Annotated in this window: 15 protein-coding genes; 11 read left to right on the top strand and 4 right to left on the bottom strand. The window is 69.7% G+C overall.

Features of this window, described 5'->3' with window-relative positions; genetic code table 11:
• The first annotated feature begins 49 nt into the window (after positions 1-49).
• The gene (locus LADH09A_RS02235; protein ID WP_238643060.1) at positions 50-1135 is read left to right on the top strand and encodes a hypothetical protein; all 1086 of its coding nucleotides are present in this window, start codon (positions 50-52) and stop codon (positions 1133-1135) included.
• A gap of 73 nt (positions 1136-1208) precedes the next feature.
• Here LADH09A_RS02235 and LADH09A_RS02240 read toward each other — a convergent pair whose 3' ends face one another.
• Positions 1209-1553 carry a DUF1801 domain-containing protein gene (locus LADH09A_RS02240; protein ID WP_238643061.1) on the bottom strand — a complete coding sequence of 115 codons (345 nt, stop codon included), beginning with the start codon at positions 1551-1553 and terminating at the stop codon, positions 1209-1211.
• 231 nt (positions 1554-1784) lie between these two features.
• Between LADH09A_RS02240 and LADH09A_RS02245 the strand changes: the two genes are divergently transcribed.
• From LADH09A_RS02245 to LADH09A_RS02290, 9 genes are all read left to right on the top strand, one after another.
• Positions 1785-3017 carry an MFS transporter gene (locus LADH09A_RS02245; protein WP_238643062.1) on the top strand — a complete coding sequence of 411 codons (1233 nt, stop codon included), beginning with the start codon at positions 1785-1787 and terminating at the stop codon, positions 3015-3017.
• A gap of 48 nt (positions 3018-3065) precedes the next feature.
• Positions 3066-4130: a DUF4253 domain-containing protein gene (locus tag LADH09A_RS02250; protein ID WP_238643063.1), complete on the top strand. Its 1065-nt coding sequence runs from the start codon at positions 3066-3068 to the stop codon at positions 4128-4130.
• A gap of 82 nt (positions 4131-4212) precedes the next feature.
• Positions 4213-4560 (top strand): ArsR/SmtB family transcription factor, encoded by a 348-nt coding sequence (locus LADH09A_RS02255; RefSeq protein ID WP_238643064.1) that lies wholly within the window; start codon positions 4213-4215, stop codon positions 4558-4560.
• Positions 4557-4997 (top strand): SRPBCC family protein, encoded by a 441-nt coding sequence (locus LADH09A_RS02260; protein WP_238643065.1) that lies wholly within the window; start codon positions 4557-4559, stop codon positions 4995-4997. The genes LADH09A_RS02255 and LADH09A_RS02260 overlap by 4 nt, the downstream gene beginning before the upstream one ends.
• A complete protein-coding gene (locus LADH09A_RS02265) occupies positions 4994-5590 on the top strand; it encodes a maleylpyruvate isomerase family mycothiol-dependent enzyme (protein WP_238643066.1) in 597 nt (198 codons plus the stop codon). Before LADH09A_RS02260 ends, LADH09A_RS02265 begins: the two co-directional genes overlap by 4 nt.
• 275 nt (positions 5591-5865) lie before the next feature.
• Entirely contained in the window at positions 5866-9009 is a 3144-nt protein-coding gene (locus LADH09A_RS02270; protein WP_238643067.1) for a glycosyl hydrolase family 95 catalytic domain-containing protein, read from the top strand.
• 80 nt (positions 9010-9089) lie between these two features.
• Positions 9090-11219: a ThuA domain-containing protein gene (locus LADH09A_RS31825; protein WP_308194457.1), complete on the top strand. Its 2130-nt coding sequence runs from the start codon at positions 9090-9092 to the stop codon at positions 11217-11219.
• Between the two features lie 207 nt (positions 11220-11426).
• Positions 11427-12602, top strand: coding sequence for a sensor histidine kinase (locus LADH09A_RS02285; protein WP_238643068.1), 1176 nt, complete (start codon positions 11427-11429; stop codon positions 12600-12602).
• On the top strand, positions 12593-13237 hold the full coding sequence (locus tag LADH09A_RS02290) for a response regulator (RefSeq protein WP_238643069.1): 645 nt from the start codon (positions 12593-12595) through the stop codon (positions 13235-13237). Before LADH09A_RS02285 ends, LADH09A_RS02290 begins: the two co-directional genes overlap by 10 nt.
• A 77-nt stretch (positions 13238-13314) precedes the next feature.
• Here the strand turns inward: LADH09A_RS02290 and LADH09A_RS02295 are convergent, their stop codons facing one another.
• Positions 13315-15000, bottom strand: a complete 1686-nt coding sequence (locus LADH09A_RS02295; protein WP_238643070.1) for a cellulose binding domain-containing protein — start codon at positions 14998-15000, stop codon at positions 13315-13317.
• Positions 15001-15437: 437 nt separating this feature from the next.
• Here LADH09A_RS02295 and LADH09A_RS02300 point away from each other — a divergent pair, with 437 nt between their 5' ends.
• Positions 15438-16145 (top strand): SDR family oxidoreductase, encoded by a 708-nt coding sequence (locus LADH09A_RS02300; RefSeq protein ID WP_238643071.1) that lies wholly within the window; start codon positions 15438-15440, stop codon positions 16143-16145.
• A 37-nt stretch (positions 16146-16182) separates the two neighbouring features.
• Here LADH09A_RS02300 and LADH09A_RS02305 read toward each other — a convergent pair whose 3' ends face one another.
• Entirely contained in the window at positions 16183-16551 is a 369-nt protein-coding gene (locus tag LADH09A_RS02305) for a MerR family transcriptional regulator (RefSeq protein ID WP_238643098.1), read from the bottom strand.
• Between the two features lie 92 nt (positions 16552-16643).
• A complete protein-coding gene (locus LADH09A_RS02310; RefSeq protein ID WP_238643072.1) occupies positions 16644-17846 on the bottom strand; it encodes a low temperature requirement protein A in 1203 nt (400 codons plus the stop codon).
• Between the last annotated feature and the right edge of the window lie 87 nt (positions 17847-17933).

The following is a 17933-nucleotide window of genomic DNA, read 5'->3' on the forward strand; positions in this document are numbered from 1 at the left end:
ACGAAGCGCACACTCCTCCCCGACATGTTCCCGTCGACTGGAGGAACACATGCGTCTCCGATCGTTCGTCACCGCAGCGCTGGCCGCCGTCCTGGCCGCCAGCGCGCTCGCGCCAGTGACCCCGGCAGCGGCGGCCACCGCCGACCGCTGGGGGTTCGCGTACGTCAAGGACCCCACCGTGCCGGTCTGGACCGTGCTGGACACCAGCCGGCAGTGGGGTAGCTGGAAGACGGCGTTCCCCGCCGCCTGGGCCGACGGCGTGAAGCTCGCGCCCGGCCGGTTCCAGGTCCGCTTCCCGCAGGTGGGGGCCAGCTCGCGGGGCGTGCCGCACGTGACCCCGGTCAACCGGACCGGGCACTACTGCGAGGTGGTTCGCTGGTTCCAGTCCGGCGCCGACGAGATCGTCGACGTGCAGTGTCACAAGCCTGGCGGCACGCGCGAGGACACCCCGTTCACCGTGCTCTGGACGACCAGCTCCGGCGTGCTGCCGGCCGGCACCGCCCACGCGTACGCGCAGTGGGCCAGCGGCGTGCTGGTGCAGTCGTACAACTCCACGGGTGTGGTGAACACGGTCGGGCCGCTGGGCGTCGGGCAGTATCTGGTGCGGCTGCCCGGGGTGGGTCTGGCCGCGCTGCTGGCCGGCAACGTGCAGGTCACCGCCGTGCAACCCAACGCCGGCCCCCGCCGGTGCAAGGTCTACTCCTGGAACGCCGTCGGCACCGACGTGCAGGTGTACGTCTTCTGCTACAACCAGGCCGGTGCGCTCACCAACACCGACTTCGCCCTGTCGTACCACCGCCGGCGGCCGGTGATCGGCTCCCTCGGCCCGCCGTCGTACTTCGGTTACCTGGGGACCGCCGTCGGCGGGCCGACCAACGACAACTCGGTGCTCGGTGTCGGTGCGAACACGGTGGCACCGCTGGCCCCCGCCGGCCGCTACCTGGCGACGTTCCCGCAGGTCGGCATCAAGGAGACGCACGCCCAGGTGGTGGCCCAGGGGTCGGGCAGCAACTACTGCCACCTCACCCAACCCTGGACGTACACCACCAACGCCGACGTCGACGTGATCTGCTTCGACAACGCCGGGGCGGTCACCCCGCACCGGTTCCTGGCCACCTTCACCTCGCGGCTCTGACGCCGCCGGCACCGGCGGTGGCAGCCCTCAGGCCACCGCCGGTGCCGTCACCGTCACGCGCGGGTGCACGCGGTCACAGGGCGGCGGTGGTCTCCTTGAGGATGCCGGCAAGCGCGTCGTAGTCGACCGTCTGCCCATCCTTGATGTCGACGGCCTTGCGGTCACCCTTGCCCAGGGACCGGAGGAATCCCTTGACCTCGGGAACGTCCGTCGCGTTGAACACCATGAAGGAGACCTTGTCCTTGGCCACCGCGATGACGGCCGCGTAGTGCCCGTTCCGGAGGTAGTGCGGCTTGCCGTACTGGAGACGCTCCTCGACGTCGGGAACGGTCTGGACGACCATCGCGCGCAACTTCTCACACACGTCGATCTGCCACGGCTGCGTCTTGTTGATGTACTCGGTGACGTCGTCACTCATGGCCTGCTCCTTGATCGTCGTTGCCAAAGGATGGTCGACCGCGACGGGTCACCCGCGGCCCGACCCGACCTGATCCGGTCGCCGCCGGGGCCGCCCTTGCCCGGACACGACCCTACGACGAACCCCCGACATGTTCGGTCCCGTAGCTGCGGGTGTTGACCCGCAGCGCCACCTCCGGTGCGGCGGGGTCACCCCTCCTGCACTACGGTGACCAGGAAAGGTGGGTGGATCATGGCGCCGGAGGTGTCGCCGCGGAGGGCCAGGGCCGTGCTCGTCGCGCTCTCCCTCGCCGCGTTCGCGTTCATCACGACCGAGTTGCTGCCCGTCGGGCTGCTGACCCACATCGCACCCGACCTCGACCGGTCCCGCTCGCAGGTGGGTCTGCTGGTCAGCGGGTACGCCGTCGTGGTCGTGCTTGCCTCCGTGCCACTGGCCCGGCTGACCCAGCGGATACCCCGACGCCAACTGCTCGGCGTCACGATGCTGCTCTTCGCCGCCGCGAACGCCATGGCCGCGCTCGCGTCGACGTACGCGGTGCTGGCCGGCTCCCGCGTCGTGACCGCCCTCGCCCAGGCGCTGTTCTGGTCCATCGCCACGGCGACAGTGACCGGCCCCTTCCCGGTCGCGGTGCGCGGCCGGGTGGTGGCGCTGTTCGCGACCGGGGCGACGCTCGCCCCCGTGCTCGGCGTACCCCTCGGCACCTGGCTCGGGCAGGAGGCCGGTTGGCGTACGGCGTTCGCGGCGCTGGCCGGGGTCGGGCTGGCGATCGCCGTCGCGGTGCTCGTCCTCCTCCCCTCCTATCCCCCGGCCGCCGGCGGCGCCGCCCGTGGCACCGCACCCGACGGGCGACGTTTCCTCCTCCTGCTGGTCGCGACCGCCCTCGGCATCGGTGGCTTCATGACCCTGCAGACCTACGTCACACCGTTTCTGCTCGACGTCAGCGGCTTCGCCGACGCGGTGCTGGCACCGCTGCTGTTCGTCTCCGGTGCGGCCGGCGTCGTCGGCACCCTGGCCGCTGCCCGCACCCTGGACAGCCGGCCCACCGCCTCCCTGCTGGCACCGTTGAGCATCGGCACGGCCTCGCTGTTCGGCCTGTACGCGCTCGGCGCGCTCCGGCCCGGCGCGATCGCACTCCTCGCCGGGATCGGCCTCGCCTACGCGGGGTTCGGCTCCGCCGTGCAGAGCCGGATGCTGCAACTGGCTCCGGGCAGCACCGACATCGCGTCGGCGGGCGTCAGCACCGCCTTCAACGCCGGCATCGCCGGCGGCTCTCTGCTCGGCGGCGGCCTGCTGTCCACCCTCGGAGCACGCCCGCTGGCACTCGTCGGCGGGCTGCTGACACTGGCCGCCCTCGCGCTGCTCGCCGTCGACGCGTGGCGGAGTCGCGCCGCCGGGCCGGCGTCGGCCGCTGCCCCTGACGGGCCAGCGGCGGGGCGGGAGATCACGCTGGTGTCGATCGAGTAACTGGAGCCGCGCTCCTCACCGGTCACCGGCAGGTTGAGCATCGGCTTGATGCGCGCCGGGTCCCAGCAACGACGATGCACCTCGACCCGATCCGTCACGGGCATCCCCGGCGCGAGGTGTAGGGCCGCGGTCGCCGGGTCCGCGGCCGACTCTGGCAGCCAGATGTCGGCGAAGGTGCCGGGCGCGGGCGTTCGTGACCGTGCGACTGCACCCGCTGCCCGGCGGATCCTGATGGGCACCGTCATGGGCGATGATTCCGGCGTGCGAAACGACCTCGACCAGATCGAAGCGGCCCTCGTCGGCACGCCACTGGCCGGCCTGCCGATCGGGCACGGTCCGTCCGGCACCGTCCTCGTCGCCGACGTCGACCCCGACCGCGTGCACGAGGCCTGGCAGGCTGCCGACGCGCTGGTGCCCGTCATCGGACGCCTACCCGTCATGGTCACCGACGACGACGACACGCCGATGATCCTGCCCGTTCCCGAGCAGGGGCCTTCGGTGTCGGAGCTGCGCGCGTTCGCCGAGGCCGCAGAGTCATCCGATCCCTGGCTGGCCTTTCGCCATTACAACGAGGACCAACAGGTCGACGCGGACGAGGTCGAGTTCCACGCGCGGGGCGTGGCGGGCGTCGACCTGACGGCTCTGGTGCCGGGTGTGGTGCTGCCAACTCCACGCCCGGTGCTGGAGCGGGCACTCTACGACCGGCTGCTGGCCGACGCCGACCTGCACGCCCAGGTGCTCGACAGTGCGCGGCTCGTGACCTCGACCGAATACTGGTACACGCCGGACAGCGTCCTGCTCATGCTGGTGCCCACCGACGACGTTCGCAGCTCGGCTTACTGGCTGGACTTTCACGGAGCGCTCACCGGGGAGGAGCAGCAGCAGTTCGCCGAGGTGCTGGCGCACTGGCGGCACCGGTGGGACGCCCGCCTGGTCGCGTCCTGGGGCACCATGCTGCAGTTCCAGGTGGGTCGTCGCCCGGCGCCGGGCGACGAGGCGTGGACGGCGGCCGGCCAGCTCAAGGCGCTCGCCCCGGACCTCGACCTGAGCCGATGGGAAGTTGCGGTTGCCCTGACCGCCGGCGACGCGTGGTTCGTGCACAACCGACCCTGACGGGTACGCGTTGCGCGCCTGCCACGGCCGGAGCGGGTTATTCAAGTTGACGCTTGATAAAGCAGATGGTTGAGTAATGCCCGTGGAAACGACGACCGAGGATCAACGCCTCGACGCCCTGTTCACGGCACTCGGCGACAGCACCAGGCGAGACATCATTGCCCGGCTGAGCGCGGGCGAGGCGACGGTCAAGGAGTTGGCCGAGCCGTACGCCATGAGCATGCAGGCCGTGTCGCAGCACATCCGGATACTCGAGCGGTCCGGCCTGATCAGCCGGGGGCGGCACCGCCAGACCCGGCCGTGTCGGCTCGAACCCACGGTGCTCGCGGACGCGGTCTCCTGGATCGAGGAGAGTCGGCGCACGTGGTCGGAGCGGATGGACCGCCTGGAGACGCGCCTCGCCGCCCTGCAGAAGGGCGAGAGCCAGTGAACGACGACGAGTTCGTCTATCAGCGGACCTTTGACGCGCCGCGTGAGCTGGTCTGGCACTGCCTCACCGAGCCGACCGAACTCGCCCACTTCTGGGGCCCGCGCGGCATGGTCACCCCGATCGACGACATCATCGTCGAACTCCACCCCGGCGGCCGCTTCGAGACCCTGATGCTCGGCGAGCACGGCAGCCACCGGATGGTCGCCACCTTCACCGACGTCGTCCCGCCCGAGCGGCTCGCCTGGGTCGAGCCGGCGAGCGGGATGCACACCACCAGCACGCTTGACGACCTCGGCGACGGCAGAACCGCGGTCGTCATCCACCAGCGGCACGTGCCCGAGGCGATGCGCCTGCCCGAGGCTCGCGCCGGCTTCCTCACCTCCCTCGACAAGCTCGAGGAGCACCTCGTCCGCCTCGTGCAAGGAGACCGATCATGACCGACCTGCAGTCCTTGGTGGCACCGACCTACGGTCGGCTCGCCGACCTCCTCGCTGCCGCGACCGTCAAGATCTGGGACGTCCCGTCGCTCTGTGAAAAATGGCTGGTGCGTCACGTGATCGCGCACGTGACGATGCCGGCACGGCTGACTCCGGAGCTGTTCGGGGCCGAGATGGCGGCGGCCCGGGGCGACTTCACCGTCCTCTCCGACACCGTGGCCGCGCGGGACGCCGCGCTGCCGGTCGCCGACCTCCTCGAACAGCTCCGCGCACCGACACTGCACGCCTGGCAGCCACCGGGCGGCGGCGCTGCGGGCGCACTGAGCCATGCCGTCATCCACTCCCTGGACGTGACGATCGCGCTCGGCCATCCTCCGGTCGCACCGAGGGAGGCGGTGGTCGCCATCCTCGACCAGCTCACCGCCGCCAACGGCGCCTGGTTCGGCGTCGACCTGACCGACGTCCGGGTCGAGGCTGCCGACACCGACTGGAGCTGGGGCAGCGGCCAGCTCGTCCGCGCCGACAGCGGAGCGCTGGTGGCACTGCTGAGCGGCCGTACCCTGCCCGATGGCCGGACCCTGCCCCGCCACTGACAACGCGTGAATACGTCTGATGTCTGGCCTTGCCCCGTGACGAGAAGTTTCTGAACTTCTCTCTCCTCAAGGATTGACCCTCACAGACGTCCGATGTTGACTGCATGTCAACGACGTGGGTCGATGTTCATCCGAATGCCGTAAGTCCGGCACCGGCTGGCAACGTTCCGCGTCGTCTCGACATCGCCCTCGTTTCGGCGGACGTGGGCAGACCGGGGCACTTCCCGGGGTGCGAGACCTGCATCCGCACGGACGATCCAGAGGAGATCGTGTCGATGAAGATGACGCCGCTGCCACGAATCGCGCTCGCTGTCCTGCTCGCCGGTGGTGTCGTCGCCGTCGGCCCTTCCGGCCCAGCCGCCGCGGCACCCACCGACGCCGCGTTCGGCTCCAGCACCGGAACGGTGAACGTCAACCGGGCCGCCTACCTGGCCAAGCACGACATCGTCTACAACCGCCCGAACACCAACCCGCTGCACGGGCTCACCGTGGGCAACGGCCGCACCGGCGCCATGGTCTGGAACGACAACGGCCTGACCGCCCAGGTCTCCGGCGTCGACCTGGCGCAGCAGTCGACCTACGCCGCCGGGATGGTCAACCTGTACAGCAACCCGCAGCTCGACACCGGCTACACCACCTTCCAGCAACGCCTCTCCCTGTACGACGGGACGCTGACCACGAAGTACGACAACAACCGGACCGTCACGGTGCTGGGCGCGCCCAACTCGGAGGTGATGGGCATCCACGTCGAGGACACCCGCCCCGGGGTGAGCAGCGTCGGGCTCGACCTGAGCCTCTGGGACATGAACACCGTCCAGAACATCGCCGACGTCCCGGACCTCAACACCTGGCGTACCGTCTCGACCTTCGCCGACGCCACCGGCGTCGGGTTGAGCCGTGGGCAGACCGACGCGAACAACTTCGGGTACACGCTCGCGGCCACCGTCGAGGGAGCCTCGTACTCCTCCCAGGTCGTCAACGGCACCCGCGTCCGGCTGACGATCACTCCCACGTCGAGCTACACCGTGTGGTTCACCGCGGCCAGCCGGATCAACTCGCCGGGCCTGAACTCGGTGACCCAGGCGAAGAACCAGCTCGCGGCGGCCAAGAGCGCCGGCTACACCACCACGCTGACCAACTACCGCAACTGGTGGCACGACTTCTGGGCCAAGTCGTTCGTCCAGTACTCCAACGCCGGCGGCGACGCCGACTACCTGGAGAACGCCTACTACCTGGCGACCTACATGATCGCGGCCGGCGCGTACGGCAACTACCCACTGCACTTCATCAACGGGGTCTTTCGGGCCACCCAGGACAACTCCAAGTGGAGCAACGGGTACTGGTACTGGAACCAGCGCGACGTCTACAACTCGTTCCTGGCCAGCAACCACGTCGACCTGATGGCCGGCTTCAACCGGCTCTACAGCCGCAACCTCCCCGCGCTGAAGTCGTACACCACCACCCGCTACGGCAGTGACGGGCTCTGGGTGCCGGAGACGATGGGCTGGGACGGCAACGCCCGGGGCACGATCAACAGCGACTACGTCAACGACACGTACTCGACCGGCACCGAGGCCGCCTACAACATGTACCTCCAGTACCGGTACAGCAACGACGAGGCGTACCTGCGCAACACCGCCTACCCGTACATGCGGGAGGCCGTGAAGTTCTACGAGGACATGCTGGACTACGACAGCGCCACCGGCCGGTGGTACATGGCCAACTCGAACGCCCACGAGACGTACTGGGACGTCCGCAACGCCATCACCGACCTGGCGGCCGTCCGGCTGCTCTTCCCGCTCACGATCCAGGTGAGCCAGCAGCTCGGCCTCGACGCCGGGTTACGGGCCAACTGGCAGACCATCGTCGACAACCTGGCCCCGTACCAGGTGCAGAACGGGGCGTACCTGCCGCACGACCCGCCGGTCTCGCAGACCCGCAACAACGAGAACGTGGCGCTGGAGCTGGCCTGGCCCTACGACCAGACCGGCATCGGCTACCCCGACCAGCAGACCGCCGTCAACACCTGGAACGTGCGGCCCCACCCGTACGGCAACGTGTGGTCCAACGACCACGTGCACGCCGCCCGACTGGGCCTCGGCAACCAGGCGTTCCAGGGCATGCGGACGATGCTGCAGAAATACCAGAACTATCCCAACGGGATGACCAACAACACCAACGGCGTCTTCGAGTACCTCGGCGTGCACCTGACGGCGATGAACGAGTCGTTGCTCCAGTCGTACAACGACAAGATCCGGGTCTTCCCGGCCGTACCGACCGACTCCAGCTTCGTCGGGAAGTTCACGCTGCTGGCCAAGGACGGTTTCCTGGTCAGCTCGGAGCGGGAGGCCGGCGAGGTCAAGTACGTCGGGCTGCGGAGCCAGTACGGCAAGACCGCCCGGGTGGTGAACCCGTGGGGCGGTCAGGAGGTCCGGGTCCGCCGCACCTCGGACAACGCCGTGCTGACCACCACCTCGGCCGCCGAGATCAGCTTCGCCACCGCGGCGAACACGGTGTACGTCGTGGAGCGCACCGCCAAGCCGTTGTCGGCGTACGCGACCACCACCCTGACCGGCACCGCCAACCAGGGTGAGAAGAGCCTGTCCGGCACCGCCTCGACCCTGGGCCTCGGCGCTGCCGGTGGCGGCGGGCTGGTCAACGACACGATGCTCACCTACGACGCCAACTGGCACCACACCACCGCCCGGGGGTACGGCGACCACAACGACGACACCCACCACAGCACCACCGTCGGCGCGGCGGCCAGCTACACCTTCACGGGCACCGGGGTGGAGTACCTGTCCGAGCGGTTCAGCGACATGGGCAACGTCGACGTCTACCTGGACAACGTCCTCCAGGCCAACGTCAACCTGAACGTCGCCGGCCCCCGTCAGGCCCAGCAGGTCGTGTTCCGCAGGACCGGGCTGGCCAACGGCTCCCACACGATCCGCATCGTCAACAGGACCACCTCGGTGGGCATGGTCGACGCGTTGCGGATCCTCACCAACAGCAGCCCACCGGTGACCGGCGCGGTCGCCCTGCGTGCCCAGGCGAACGGCCGATACGTCAGCGCCACCAACGCCGGAGCGGGCAACCTGGTCGCGTCCGCCGCCAGCGTCGGCAGCTCCGAGCAGTTCGACCAGGTCGATCTCGGCGGCGGCACCATCGCCCTGCGGGCCCGGGTGAACAACCAGTTCGCCTGCGCCGAGAACGCCGGCGCGAACCCGCTGATCGCCAACCGGCCGTTCGCCGGGTCGTGGGAAACCTTCGTCCTGGTCCGCAACGCGGACGGGTCGGTCAGCCTGCGGGCGACGGTGAACAACAAGTACGTGGTCGCCGAGAACGGCGGGGCCGAGGCACTGATCGCGAACCGGGACGCGGTCGGCCCCTGGGAGAAGTTCGACCTGGTCGCCCTCTGACGCCGCAGCCGGCGGGCCCGCCCGGGCCCGCCGGCTGACCTGCCGTGCCCTGTCCCGTCCCCCTCCCGCAAGGAGCACACATGCGCAGACGAGCCCTCACCGCCGTCGCCGTCGCCGTGGTCGCCGGACTCACCGTCGCCGCCGGCGCGGCGACGGTGGCCCCGACCGCGGCCCAGGCCGCACCGCTGAGCAAGGTCCTGGTCTTCTCCAAGACCGCCGGCTTCCGGCACTCCTCCATCCCGAACGGCATCGCCGCCATCCAACAACTCGGTACGGCGAACGGCTTCACCGTCACCGCCACCGAGGACGCGGCCACCTTCACCACGGCCAACCTCGCCCAGTACCAGGCGGTGGTCTTCCTCAGCACCACCGGCGACGTGCTCAACGCCAGCCAGCAGGGCGCGTTCGAGGCGTACATCGCCGCCGGCGGTGGCTTCGTCGGGGTGCACGCCGCCGCCGACACCGAGTACGACTGGTCGTGGTACGGCGGCCTGGTCGGGGCGTACTTCGCCTCGCACCCGGCCACGCAGCAGGCGACCGTCCGGGTCGAGGACCGGGCCAACGCCTCCACCGCACACCTGCCGTCGACCTGGACCCGCACCGACGAGTGGTACGACTATCGGGCCAACCCCCGCTCGACGGTCAAGGTGCTGGCCAGCCTCGACGAGTCGTCGTACTCCGGTGGGTCCATGGGTGGCGACCACCCGATCACCTGGTGCCACAGCTACGGCGGTGGGCGCTCCTGGTACACCGGCCTGGGCCACACCGAGCAGAGCTACAGCGACCCGAACTTCACCCGTATGGTGCTCGGCGGCATCCGGGTGGCGGCCGGCGCCGTGGCGGCGGACTGCCGGCCGGAGCCCGGCTACACCCCGCTGTTCGACGGCACCCAGGCCAGCTTCGGGCAGTGGCGGCAGGCGGGGGCGGGCAGCTTCACCCTGGCCGACGGCACCCTCAGCTCGGTCGGCGGGATGGGCCTGCTCTGGTACCCGGTACGCACCTTCGGCAACTACTCGCTCAAGGTCGACTGGATGATGCCGGGCGACGACAACGGCGGGGTCTTCATCGGGTTCCCCGACCCGCAGGGCGACCCGTGGGGCCCGGTCGCCGCCGGTCACGAGATCCAGATCGACGCCACCGACGGCGACCCGACGCGCACCACCGGCAGCGTCTACAGCTTCCAGGCACCCGACCAGGCGGCCCGTGCGGCGGCGCTCAACCCACCCGGCTCGTGGAACACCTACGAGATCGGCATGCACGGCCAGCGGGTCGAGATCTGGCTGAACGGAGTGAAGATCAACGACTACGTCAGCAGCCGGGCCATCGCCAACGGCTACATCGGGTTGCAGAACGACGGCGCCGGGCTGGACATCAACTACCGCAACGTGCGGATCAAGACGGACGGCCCGAGCGAGCCGCCCGCCACCGACCTGGCCCGGGGCCGATCGGTGACAACGTCCAGCGTCGAGCCGGGCAGCGCCCACGCGGCGGCCAACGCCGTGGACGGCAACGCGGCCACCCGCTGGGGCAGCGCGTACGCCGACCCGCAGTGGATCACCGTCGACCTGGGGGCCACGTACGCGCTCAACCGGGTGCGGCTGGCCTGGGAGACGGCTCACGCGCGGGCGTACCAGGTGCAGGTGTCGCCGGACAACGTCACCTGGTCGCCGGTCCACTCCACCACCACCGGGGACGGCGGCGTCGACGATCTCACGGTCACCGGCACCGGCCGCTACGTGCGGGTGTACGGCACCCAACGCGCCACCCAGTGGGGCTACTCGCTGTGGGACCTCAACGTCTACGGCACCGCCACCGGTGGCTCCCTGCTCTCGCGGGGCCGGCCGGTCAGCACGTCCAGTGTCGAGCCGGGCAGCGCGCACGTGGCCGCCAACGCCGTGGACGGCAACGCGGCCACCCGCTGGGGCAGCGCGTACGCCGACCCGCAGTGGATCTCGGTGGACCTCGGTGCGGTCCGCACCCTCGACCGGGTGCGGTTGACCTGGGAGGCGGCGTACGCGCGGGCCTACCAGATCCAGGTGTCGGCGGACAACGTCACCTGGTCGCCGGTGCACACCACGACCACGGGCGACGGCGGCGTGGACGACATCGCCGTCTCCGGCACCGGCCGTTACGTGCGGGTCCAGGGCACCCAACGGGCCCTGCCCGCGTACGGCTACTCGTTGTGGGAGCTGGAGGTCCACGGCAGCTGAGCCGGTCGCTCACGAGGGGCCGGCGGAGCACCCCCGCCGGCCCCGCGTTCGTGGCGGCGTCTCGTTCGGTGGGTGCGGTTTTCCACACCCGGCGGTTGTGGTCGGCCTCATGGTCCGGGCCACGGTGACTGCATAACGTCTTCGGCGTGATCCGATGGCGGCAGGTGCCGATACACGGGACGACATGAGCGACGGAGGGACGGCCCGGTGGTGGAACGCGCGGTCCCCGGCCGGCGGTCGTGGGTCGACACCGTGACCCGGTGGGGCCGGCCGTTGGTGGGCGTGGTGGTCGGTGTCGTCACCGGTGTGGCCGAGGTGCTGTTCCTGCTGCTTGCCGGGCTCGTCGTGGTCGCGGTCTCGCCGGCGCCGGCGGCTCGGCGCCGCATCGGCACCACCATCGTCCGGTACGCCCACCGCGTCACCGAGTGGGAACGGCAGCGCCTGGCCGTCACCGCCGCGGAACCACCGCCACCCTCGGTCCGGGCGAGCGGACCCCGTGTGCTGGGCTACCTCGCCGCCCGCCTCCTACCGGCGGTGCTCGGTCTGCTCACCACCGGCCTGCTCGTGGTCGGTGCCGTCCTCGCCGCCATCGTGGTACGCGCCGTCGTCGCGGGCACCATGACCGCGGCCGCGTTCCTGCTGCAAGGCCTCATCGGCGCGGCCCTGCTGCTGGTGAACGTGCAGGCGGTGGTCAGCGTGGCCACGCTGGACCGATGGCTGGCCCGCAACCTGCTCGAATCCCACACCCGCGAGGCCCTCCAGAGGCGCATCAGCGAGTTGGCCGTCAGCCGGGCCGGCGTCGTCGCGGCCGTCGACGCCGAGCGCCAGCGCATCGAACGCGACCTGCACGACGGGTTGCAGCAGCACCTCGTCGCACTCGGCATGCTGCTGGGCCGGGCGCGCCGCACCCGCGATCCCGACAAGGCCCGCGAGCTGCTCGCGCAGGCACACGAGGACGCCCAACGCGCCGTCGACGACCTGCGGGACGTGGCCTGGCGGGTGTATCCCGCCGCCCTCGACCACACCACACTGGACGAGGTGCTGAGCATGGTGGCGCAACGGTCGTCGGTCCCCGTCGGCATCAGCTACGAGGTGCCGGTCCGACCCGCCCGACCGATCGAGACGGTGCTCTACTTCGTGGCCTGCGAGGCGATCACCAACGCCGCCAAACACGCCCGAGCTAGCCTGATCACCATCGAGATCATGGCGGAGGACGAGAACATCACGATGCGGGTCCGGGACGACGGCCTCGGCGGCGCCGACCCGCACGGCAGCGGCCTGCAGGGCCTCGCCCGCCGGGTCACCGCGCTCGACGGGCACCTCGACGTGGACAGCCCGACCGGTGGCCCGACGACCATCCGGGTGGCACTGCCGTGCGCATAGTCCTCGCCGAAGACTCCACCCTGCTCCGGGAAGGGCTGGCCCGCCTTCTCGCCGACGAGGGGCACGAGGTGGTCGCCGCCGTCGGGGACGCCGACCAGCTCGTCACCGCCGTCGAGCAGCACCGCCCCGACGTCGTCGTCACCGACGTGCGCATGCCGCCCACCAACACCGATGACGGGCTGCGGGCCGCCCTGGAGGTCCGCCGCCGCTGGCCCGACATCGCCGTGCTGGTCCTCTCCCAGTACGTCGAGAAGCGCTACGCCGCGAAGCTCCTCGCCGACCGCTCGGAAGGTGTCGGCTACGTCCTGAAGGACCGCGTCGCCCAGGTCGAGGACTTCCTGGACGCGCTCGACCGCGTCGCCGCCGGTGCCACCGCGCTCGACCCCGAGGTCGTCCGGCAGCTCATGTCCGCCACGAGCCGCAGCGACCCGCTGAACCGTCTCACCCCGCGCGAACGCGAGGTGCTGCACCACATGGCTCAGGGGCACACCAACGCCGCCGTCGCCGAGCGCCTGCACGTGTCACAGAGCGCGGTCGAGAAGCACGTCAACACCATCTTCGACAAGCTCGGGCTGTTGCACGTGACCGGCTACAGCCGCCGGGTCCTGGCGATCCTGCGCTACCTCGGCTCCTGAGCGACCAGGATCGCCGGGGCGTACGGGTGCGGTCGCTCGATCACACCCGCACGCCCCACCGGCGGTGCGAGGAGGCCTCAGAGGGTGAACACCAGCGTGGAGATGCTGCGCGCACCGACGTTGATGGTGGCCTGACCGCCGTTCACGGTGGTCGGCTGACTGGCAGCGTTGGCGGTCTGCGAGGTGAGATAGTGCTCGGCCCTGCTGACGTTCTGCGGAGCCTGGATCACGGCGTTGTTGACCGCGCTGTTCGACCGGTTGAGGATGACCAGGCTGATCTTCCCGTCACCCTGGTAGGCGGTCACCTCCAGCGGCGACGCCTTGGAACTCTTCGTCAGGGCGACCCGCTGGTAACCGGGGCGGACGTACTTGGCGTACTGCGAGAACGCGTAGCCGCGCTTGAGCGGGGCGCCCGCCACCGTGCCGTACGCCGCTTCGCCGTCACCGATGAACGAGTAGTAACGCTTGCCGTACCACCAGATGTAGGCGTTCCAGTTGGCCTCCATCGACTTGTGGACCGTGCGCATGATGTCGTCGAGCGTCTCGTTCCAGACCGCCGCGTTGCCGGGGTTGCCCCAGATGTTGGAGCCGCCACCGTCGGCCGCGTGCAGGTTCCACTCGGTCATCCACACCGGCTTGTTGTGCTGCTCGGCCAGGGCGTAGGGCCTGAGCCGCCCTGCGTCCTCGGTGCCGTACAGGTGCCCGCCGACGTAGCCGATGTTGGCGCGGGCGGTCGCGTCGTTCAGGGTCGGATCGGTGTAGCCGTAGTTCAGGTTCACCGCCTCGGCGACCATCAGTTTGGTGTTCTGCACCTTCGTGCCCTGGTCGCGGACGAAGGTGCGCAGCTCCGTGCCGCTCCAGTCCATCGAGTCGTAGTCCGGGTGCCAGTCCGGCTCGTTCTGCACCGAGGTGACGTCGATCGGCACGCCCTGGCCACGCATGTACTGGACGTAGCTGTTGAGGTGGTTGGCGTAGTCGTCGTAGTAGTCGGTCTTCAGCTTGCCGCCGTTGACCCGGCTGTTGTTGGTCTTCCAGGCCGCCGGCGCGGTCCACGGCGAGGCGAGGATCTTCACGTTGGACCCGGCGGTCTTCGCGGTCTTCAGGGAGTTGACATGTGTCGCCCACTCGCTGGACACCGGTGACAGACCGGTACGCACGATGGACAGCCCCAACTGGTTGGCGCCCGTCCCGACCAGGGTCTGCGTCTCGGAGGTGGACCAGGCGCTACCCCAGATGGACTGGGCGGCGCCGAACCCGTCGACGGTCTGGTATCTGGTCGCGCTGTTCACCGTGATGTCCGCCGGCCCGTTCGGCGGCGGGGTGGTGGGCGGTGGTGTTGGTGTCGTGTCACCGGTGCAGACCACCCCGTTCAACGCGAAGGTGGTCGGGTCAGGGTTACTGCCGGTCCAGGACCCGTTGAAGCCTAACGAGGCCGTGCCGTTGGTCGCGATGCCCCCGTTGTAACCGACGTTCTTGGCGGTGACGACGGCACCGCTCTGGGTCAGTGTCGCGTTCCATGCCTGCGTGACGGTCTGACCGGCGTTGTAGGACCAGGTCAGCGTCCAACTCGACACCGCGTCACCGAGGTTGGTGATCGTGACGTTGGCCCCGAAGCCACCCTGCCACTGCGAGGACACGCTGTAGCTCACCGAACAGCCGGCGGCCGCGGCCCCGGCCGGCACCGCGAGGGCAACCGCCGACGACGCCAGCAGCAGGGCGCTGGCCGACATCAACGCGGTTCTGATCACTGTGGGTCTTCTCATCGATCGTTCTCCTGGGATCGGAGGGACACTGATCCGTCGCCGTCGGGCCACGCCGCCACCGCAGCCAGGTCAGCGGTGCAGAGCATCGTTAGCGTTAACAAGCGCTGCCCACCGCGCCCACGACTGACTCAGGTCGATGCCCTGCTGGCGCCCGAGCTCCCGACGGCACGCCACCTACGCCCACATCGACTCTGGTAGATGAGTCCTGCACTCGTCAAGCTGCGACGGCGAGCTTTCGCGAAAGTTTCCGAACATCCCTCGCCCGCAGGTGCTCCCCCGGCGCGACCCGAGCGCGAGATGTTGTCGTGAACATTCGGGCCGGACCGAGGGTGACCGAGGTCACCGATCAGAACCTTGAATCTGACACCAATGACAGGTTCTAGCGTTCCGGTGAACGACGCACGCAGGCGTCGCCCCTCCACCAAAGGAGTTTCACCGTGCAGATCCAGGGTTCCATCGCTGTCGTCACCGGCTCGAACCGCGGCATCGGTCGGCAGTACGTCACACAGCTTCTCGAGCGCGGCGCGGCGAAGGTCTACGCGACGTCCCGCAGCGGGCAGAGCGTCGACCTCCCGGGCGCCGTACCGCTGCCCCTGGACATCACCGACCCCGGTTCCGTCCGCGCGGCGGCCGAGGTCGCCGCGGACGCGTCGGTGTTGATCAACAATGCCGGCGCCGACTCCCATGTCGACCTGGTGACCGGCGACCTCGACGCCGTGCGCCGCGACATGGAGGTCAACTATTTCGGCACCCTCTCCGTGGTGCGAGCGTTCGCCCCGGTGCTGGCCCGCAACGGCGGCGGCGCGATCGTCAACGTCCTCTCGGCGTTGTCCTGGTTCTCCTGGCCCGGCGAGGGGGCGTACGCGGCCGCGAAGGCGGCGGCCTGGTCGCTGACGAACAGCGTCCGCCTGGAACTGGCGGGACAGGGCACGCACGTCACCGGGGTCCATGTGGGTGCCGTGGACACCGACTTCAGCGCGAACTACGACGGCCCGAAGATCGACCCGGCGGACGTCGTTCGCGCCACCCTCGACGGTCTGGCCGCAGGCGCCCTGGAGGTCGTCGTCGACAAGTGGAGCGCCGACATCAAGGCCGCCCTGGCCCACGACCCACGCGACTTCTACTCGCAGCTCGCCGCGGCCTGACGGTGGCGCCTGCCGGTCTCCGGTCGGGCGGCGCGGGTCACGCGCGGGCGAGCGCGGTGCGGTGAGCGCGGTTGGCAGCGATCAGATCATCGAGCACCCCGCGGGTGTGGATCAGGCTCTCGATGTGCCGGTCGAGTCGGTCGCGCTCGTCGCGCATGCGCTCCAGGGCCGCCTCGGAGGTGTCCTCACTCGGAGAGTCGACGCAGGGCAGCAGATCGACGATCGTCCGGCTGCTCAGGCCGGCGGCGAACAGCCGCTGGATGAGCAGGATGCGCTCGACCTGGCCCTCGCTGTAGCGGCGGTGGCCCCTGGGGCTGCGGAGGCTGGTCAACAGCCCCTGCTCCTCGTAGTAACGCAGGGACCGCACGCTCACCCCGGCACGGGCGGCGAGTTCGCCGATCCGAATGCTGGCCGTCATCGCTACCCCCACACCGCACCTGACATGGATGTCAGATTCAGTGTATCGACCGCTCGGCAATGACGTGACGGCCGCCGTGATCATTTCTGGAAGCGGTGTGGGTGCGGCCGTTCGGGAGGGTTCTCCCGGGCGCGCATCGTGTCGGAGACGGCAATGCAGCCAAGGACGACGGCGGCGACGACGGCCGCCGCCAGTGGCGGTAGGAGCACCATGGCCGGCGCGACGCCGACGAGCACCAGCGCGCCGATCGTCCGGGAACGGGACACCCGGTCGAACACGGCGTGTTCGGCCAGGGCTCGCCCGACCAGGAACAGTATCGGTCCGCCGATGATCACGAAGATCCACGCCGCGTCGGTGCGTCCGAACGGGTGATCGATCACGATCTCGTACCCCACGGCGACGGCCACGATGCCGGCGACCATGAGGACGTGAGCGAGAAACGCCTCCCGGACGAGGCGGGCGGGCCCGACGGAGACTCTGATCGCTTCGGGCAACAACTGGCCCGCCTTGAAGAGGTAGACCCGAAACAGCAGCACGGTCGTGACGAACGAGACCGCGAAGGCCGCCGCGGCCCCGCCCTCGCGAAAGGATGTGTCGCTGTAGGCCGATCCCGTCGTCAGAATCAACTCGCCGAGAGCAATGATGAAGAACTGCCGGTAGCGCTCCGACAGATACTCGGCCAGGACCGGCCACTGACGTTGGGCGGGGCGGGTCCACGGCGCGGGGTAGAACAGCAGCAGCGCCGCGCAGTCGATGGCGATCGCGAGCGTCCACAACACCCCGCGCGCCGGGCCCGAGACGATCGCTCCGACGATCCACGGCACGGCGGACACCAGGAACCAGAGGAACACGCCACCCGCTCGCCGCTGAGCTTCGTGGCCGCGCAGCGCCGGCACGATGACCAGCCCACGAAAGACGTGGACCGCGACGTACGCGCCAGCGAAGGCCAGACTCCGGTCGCCGAACGCCCGCGGCACCGCAACCGCCATCATCAGGGCGCCGAGCATGGCCGCGTAGACCAACAACTGAAGCTGCGTTCGTTGCGGATCATAGAGATCGGTGACCCAGGCCGTGACGAACCAGAGCACCATGAAAGCCAGCAGCAACAACAGCGTCTCACCGGCCTCGACCAGGACCGTTCGCCGCTCGGTGAGGTCCTCGACCAGCCGGTGGGAGACCCGGTTGAGGGCAAAGATGAAGACCAGGTCGAAGAAGAGTTCCAGAAGACTCGGTCGCTGCGGTTGCCCCGGCTTACGCAGCAGCTCCGCTGCCCTTGTCGACATGGGCCGCCCGTTTCTGCCGGCTTGCCTATCTGGGTATTGGTACCACGCCGGACGGACAGTCGAGTCGATACCGGACGAATGCCGGCA

The sequence above is a fragment of the Micromonospora cabrerizensis genome (genome assembly GCF_022230955.1).
Lineage (GTDB): Bacteria > Actinomycetota > Actinomycetes > Mycobacteriales > Micromonosporaceae > Micromonospora > Micromonospora cabrerizensis.

Bases quoted from the DNA above. Each gene is read 5' to 3' on its own strand.
- LADH09A_RS02240 (WP_238643061.1), bottom strand. From the start codon at position 1,553: ATGAGTGACGACGTCACCGAGTACATCAACAAGACGCAGCCGTGGCAG.
- LADH09A_RS02250 (WP_238643063.1), top strand. From the start codon at position 3,066: ATGCGCGCCGGGTCCCAGCAACGACGATGCACCTCGACCCGATCCGTC.
- LADH09A_RS02295 (WP_238643070.1), bottom strand. From the start codon at position 15,000: ATGAGAAGACCCACAGTGATCAGAACCGCGTTGATGTCGGCCAGCGCC.
- LADH09A_RS02235 (WP_238643060.1), top strand. From the start codon at position 50: ATGCGTCTCCGATCGTTCGTCACCGCAGCGCTGGCCGCCGTCCTGGCC.
- LADH09A_RS02265 (WP_238643066.1), top strand. From the start codon at position 4,994: ATGACCGACCTGCAGTCCTTGGTGGCACCGACCTACGGTCGGCTCGCC.
- LADH09A_RS02270 (WP_238643067.1), top strand. From the start codon at position 5,866: ATGAAGATGACGCCGCTGCCACGAATCGCGCTCGCTGTCCTGCTCGCC.
- LADH09A_RS02310 (WP_238643072.1), bottom strand. From the start codon at position 17,846: ATGTCGACAAGGGCAGCGGAGCTGCTGCGTAAGCCGGGGCAACCGCAG.
- LADH09A_RS31825 (WP_308194457.1), top strand. From the start codon at position 9,090: ATGCGCAGACGAGCCCTCACCGCCGTCGCCGTCGCCGTGGTCGCCGGA.
- LADH09A_RS02245 (WP_238643062.1), top strand. From the start codon at position 1,785: ATGGCGCCGGAGGTGTCGCCGCGGAGGGCCAGGGCCGTGCTCGTCGCG.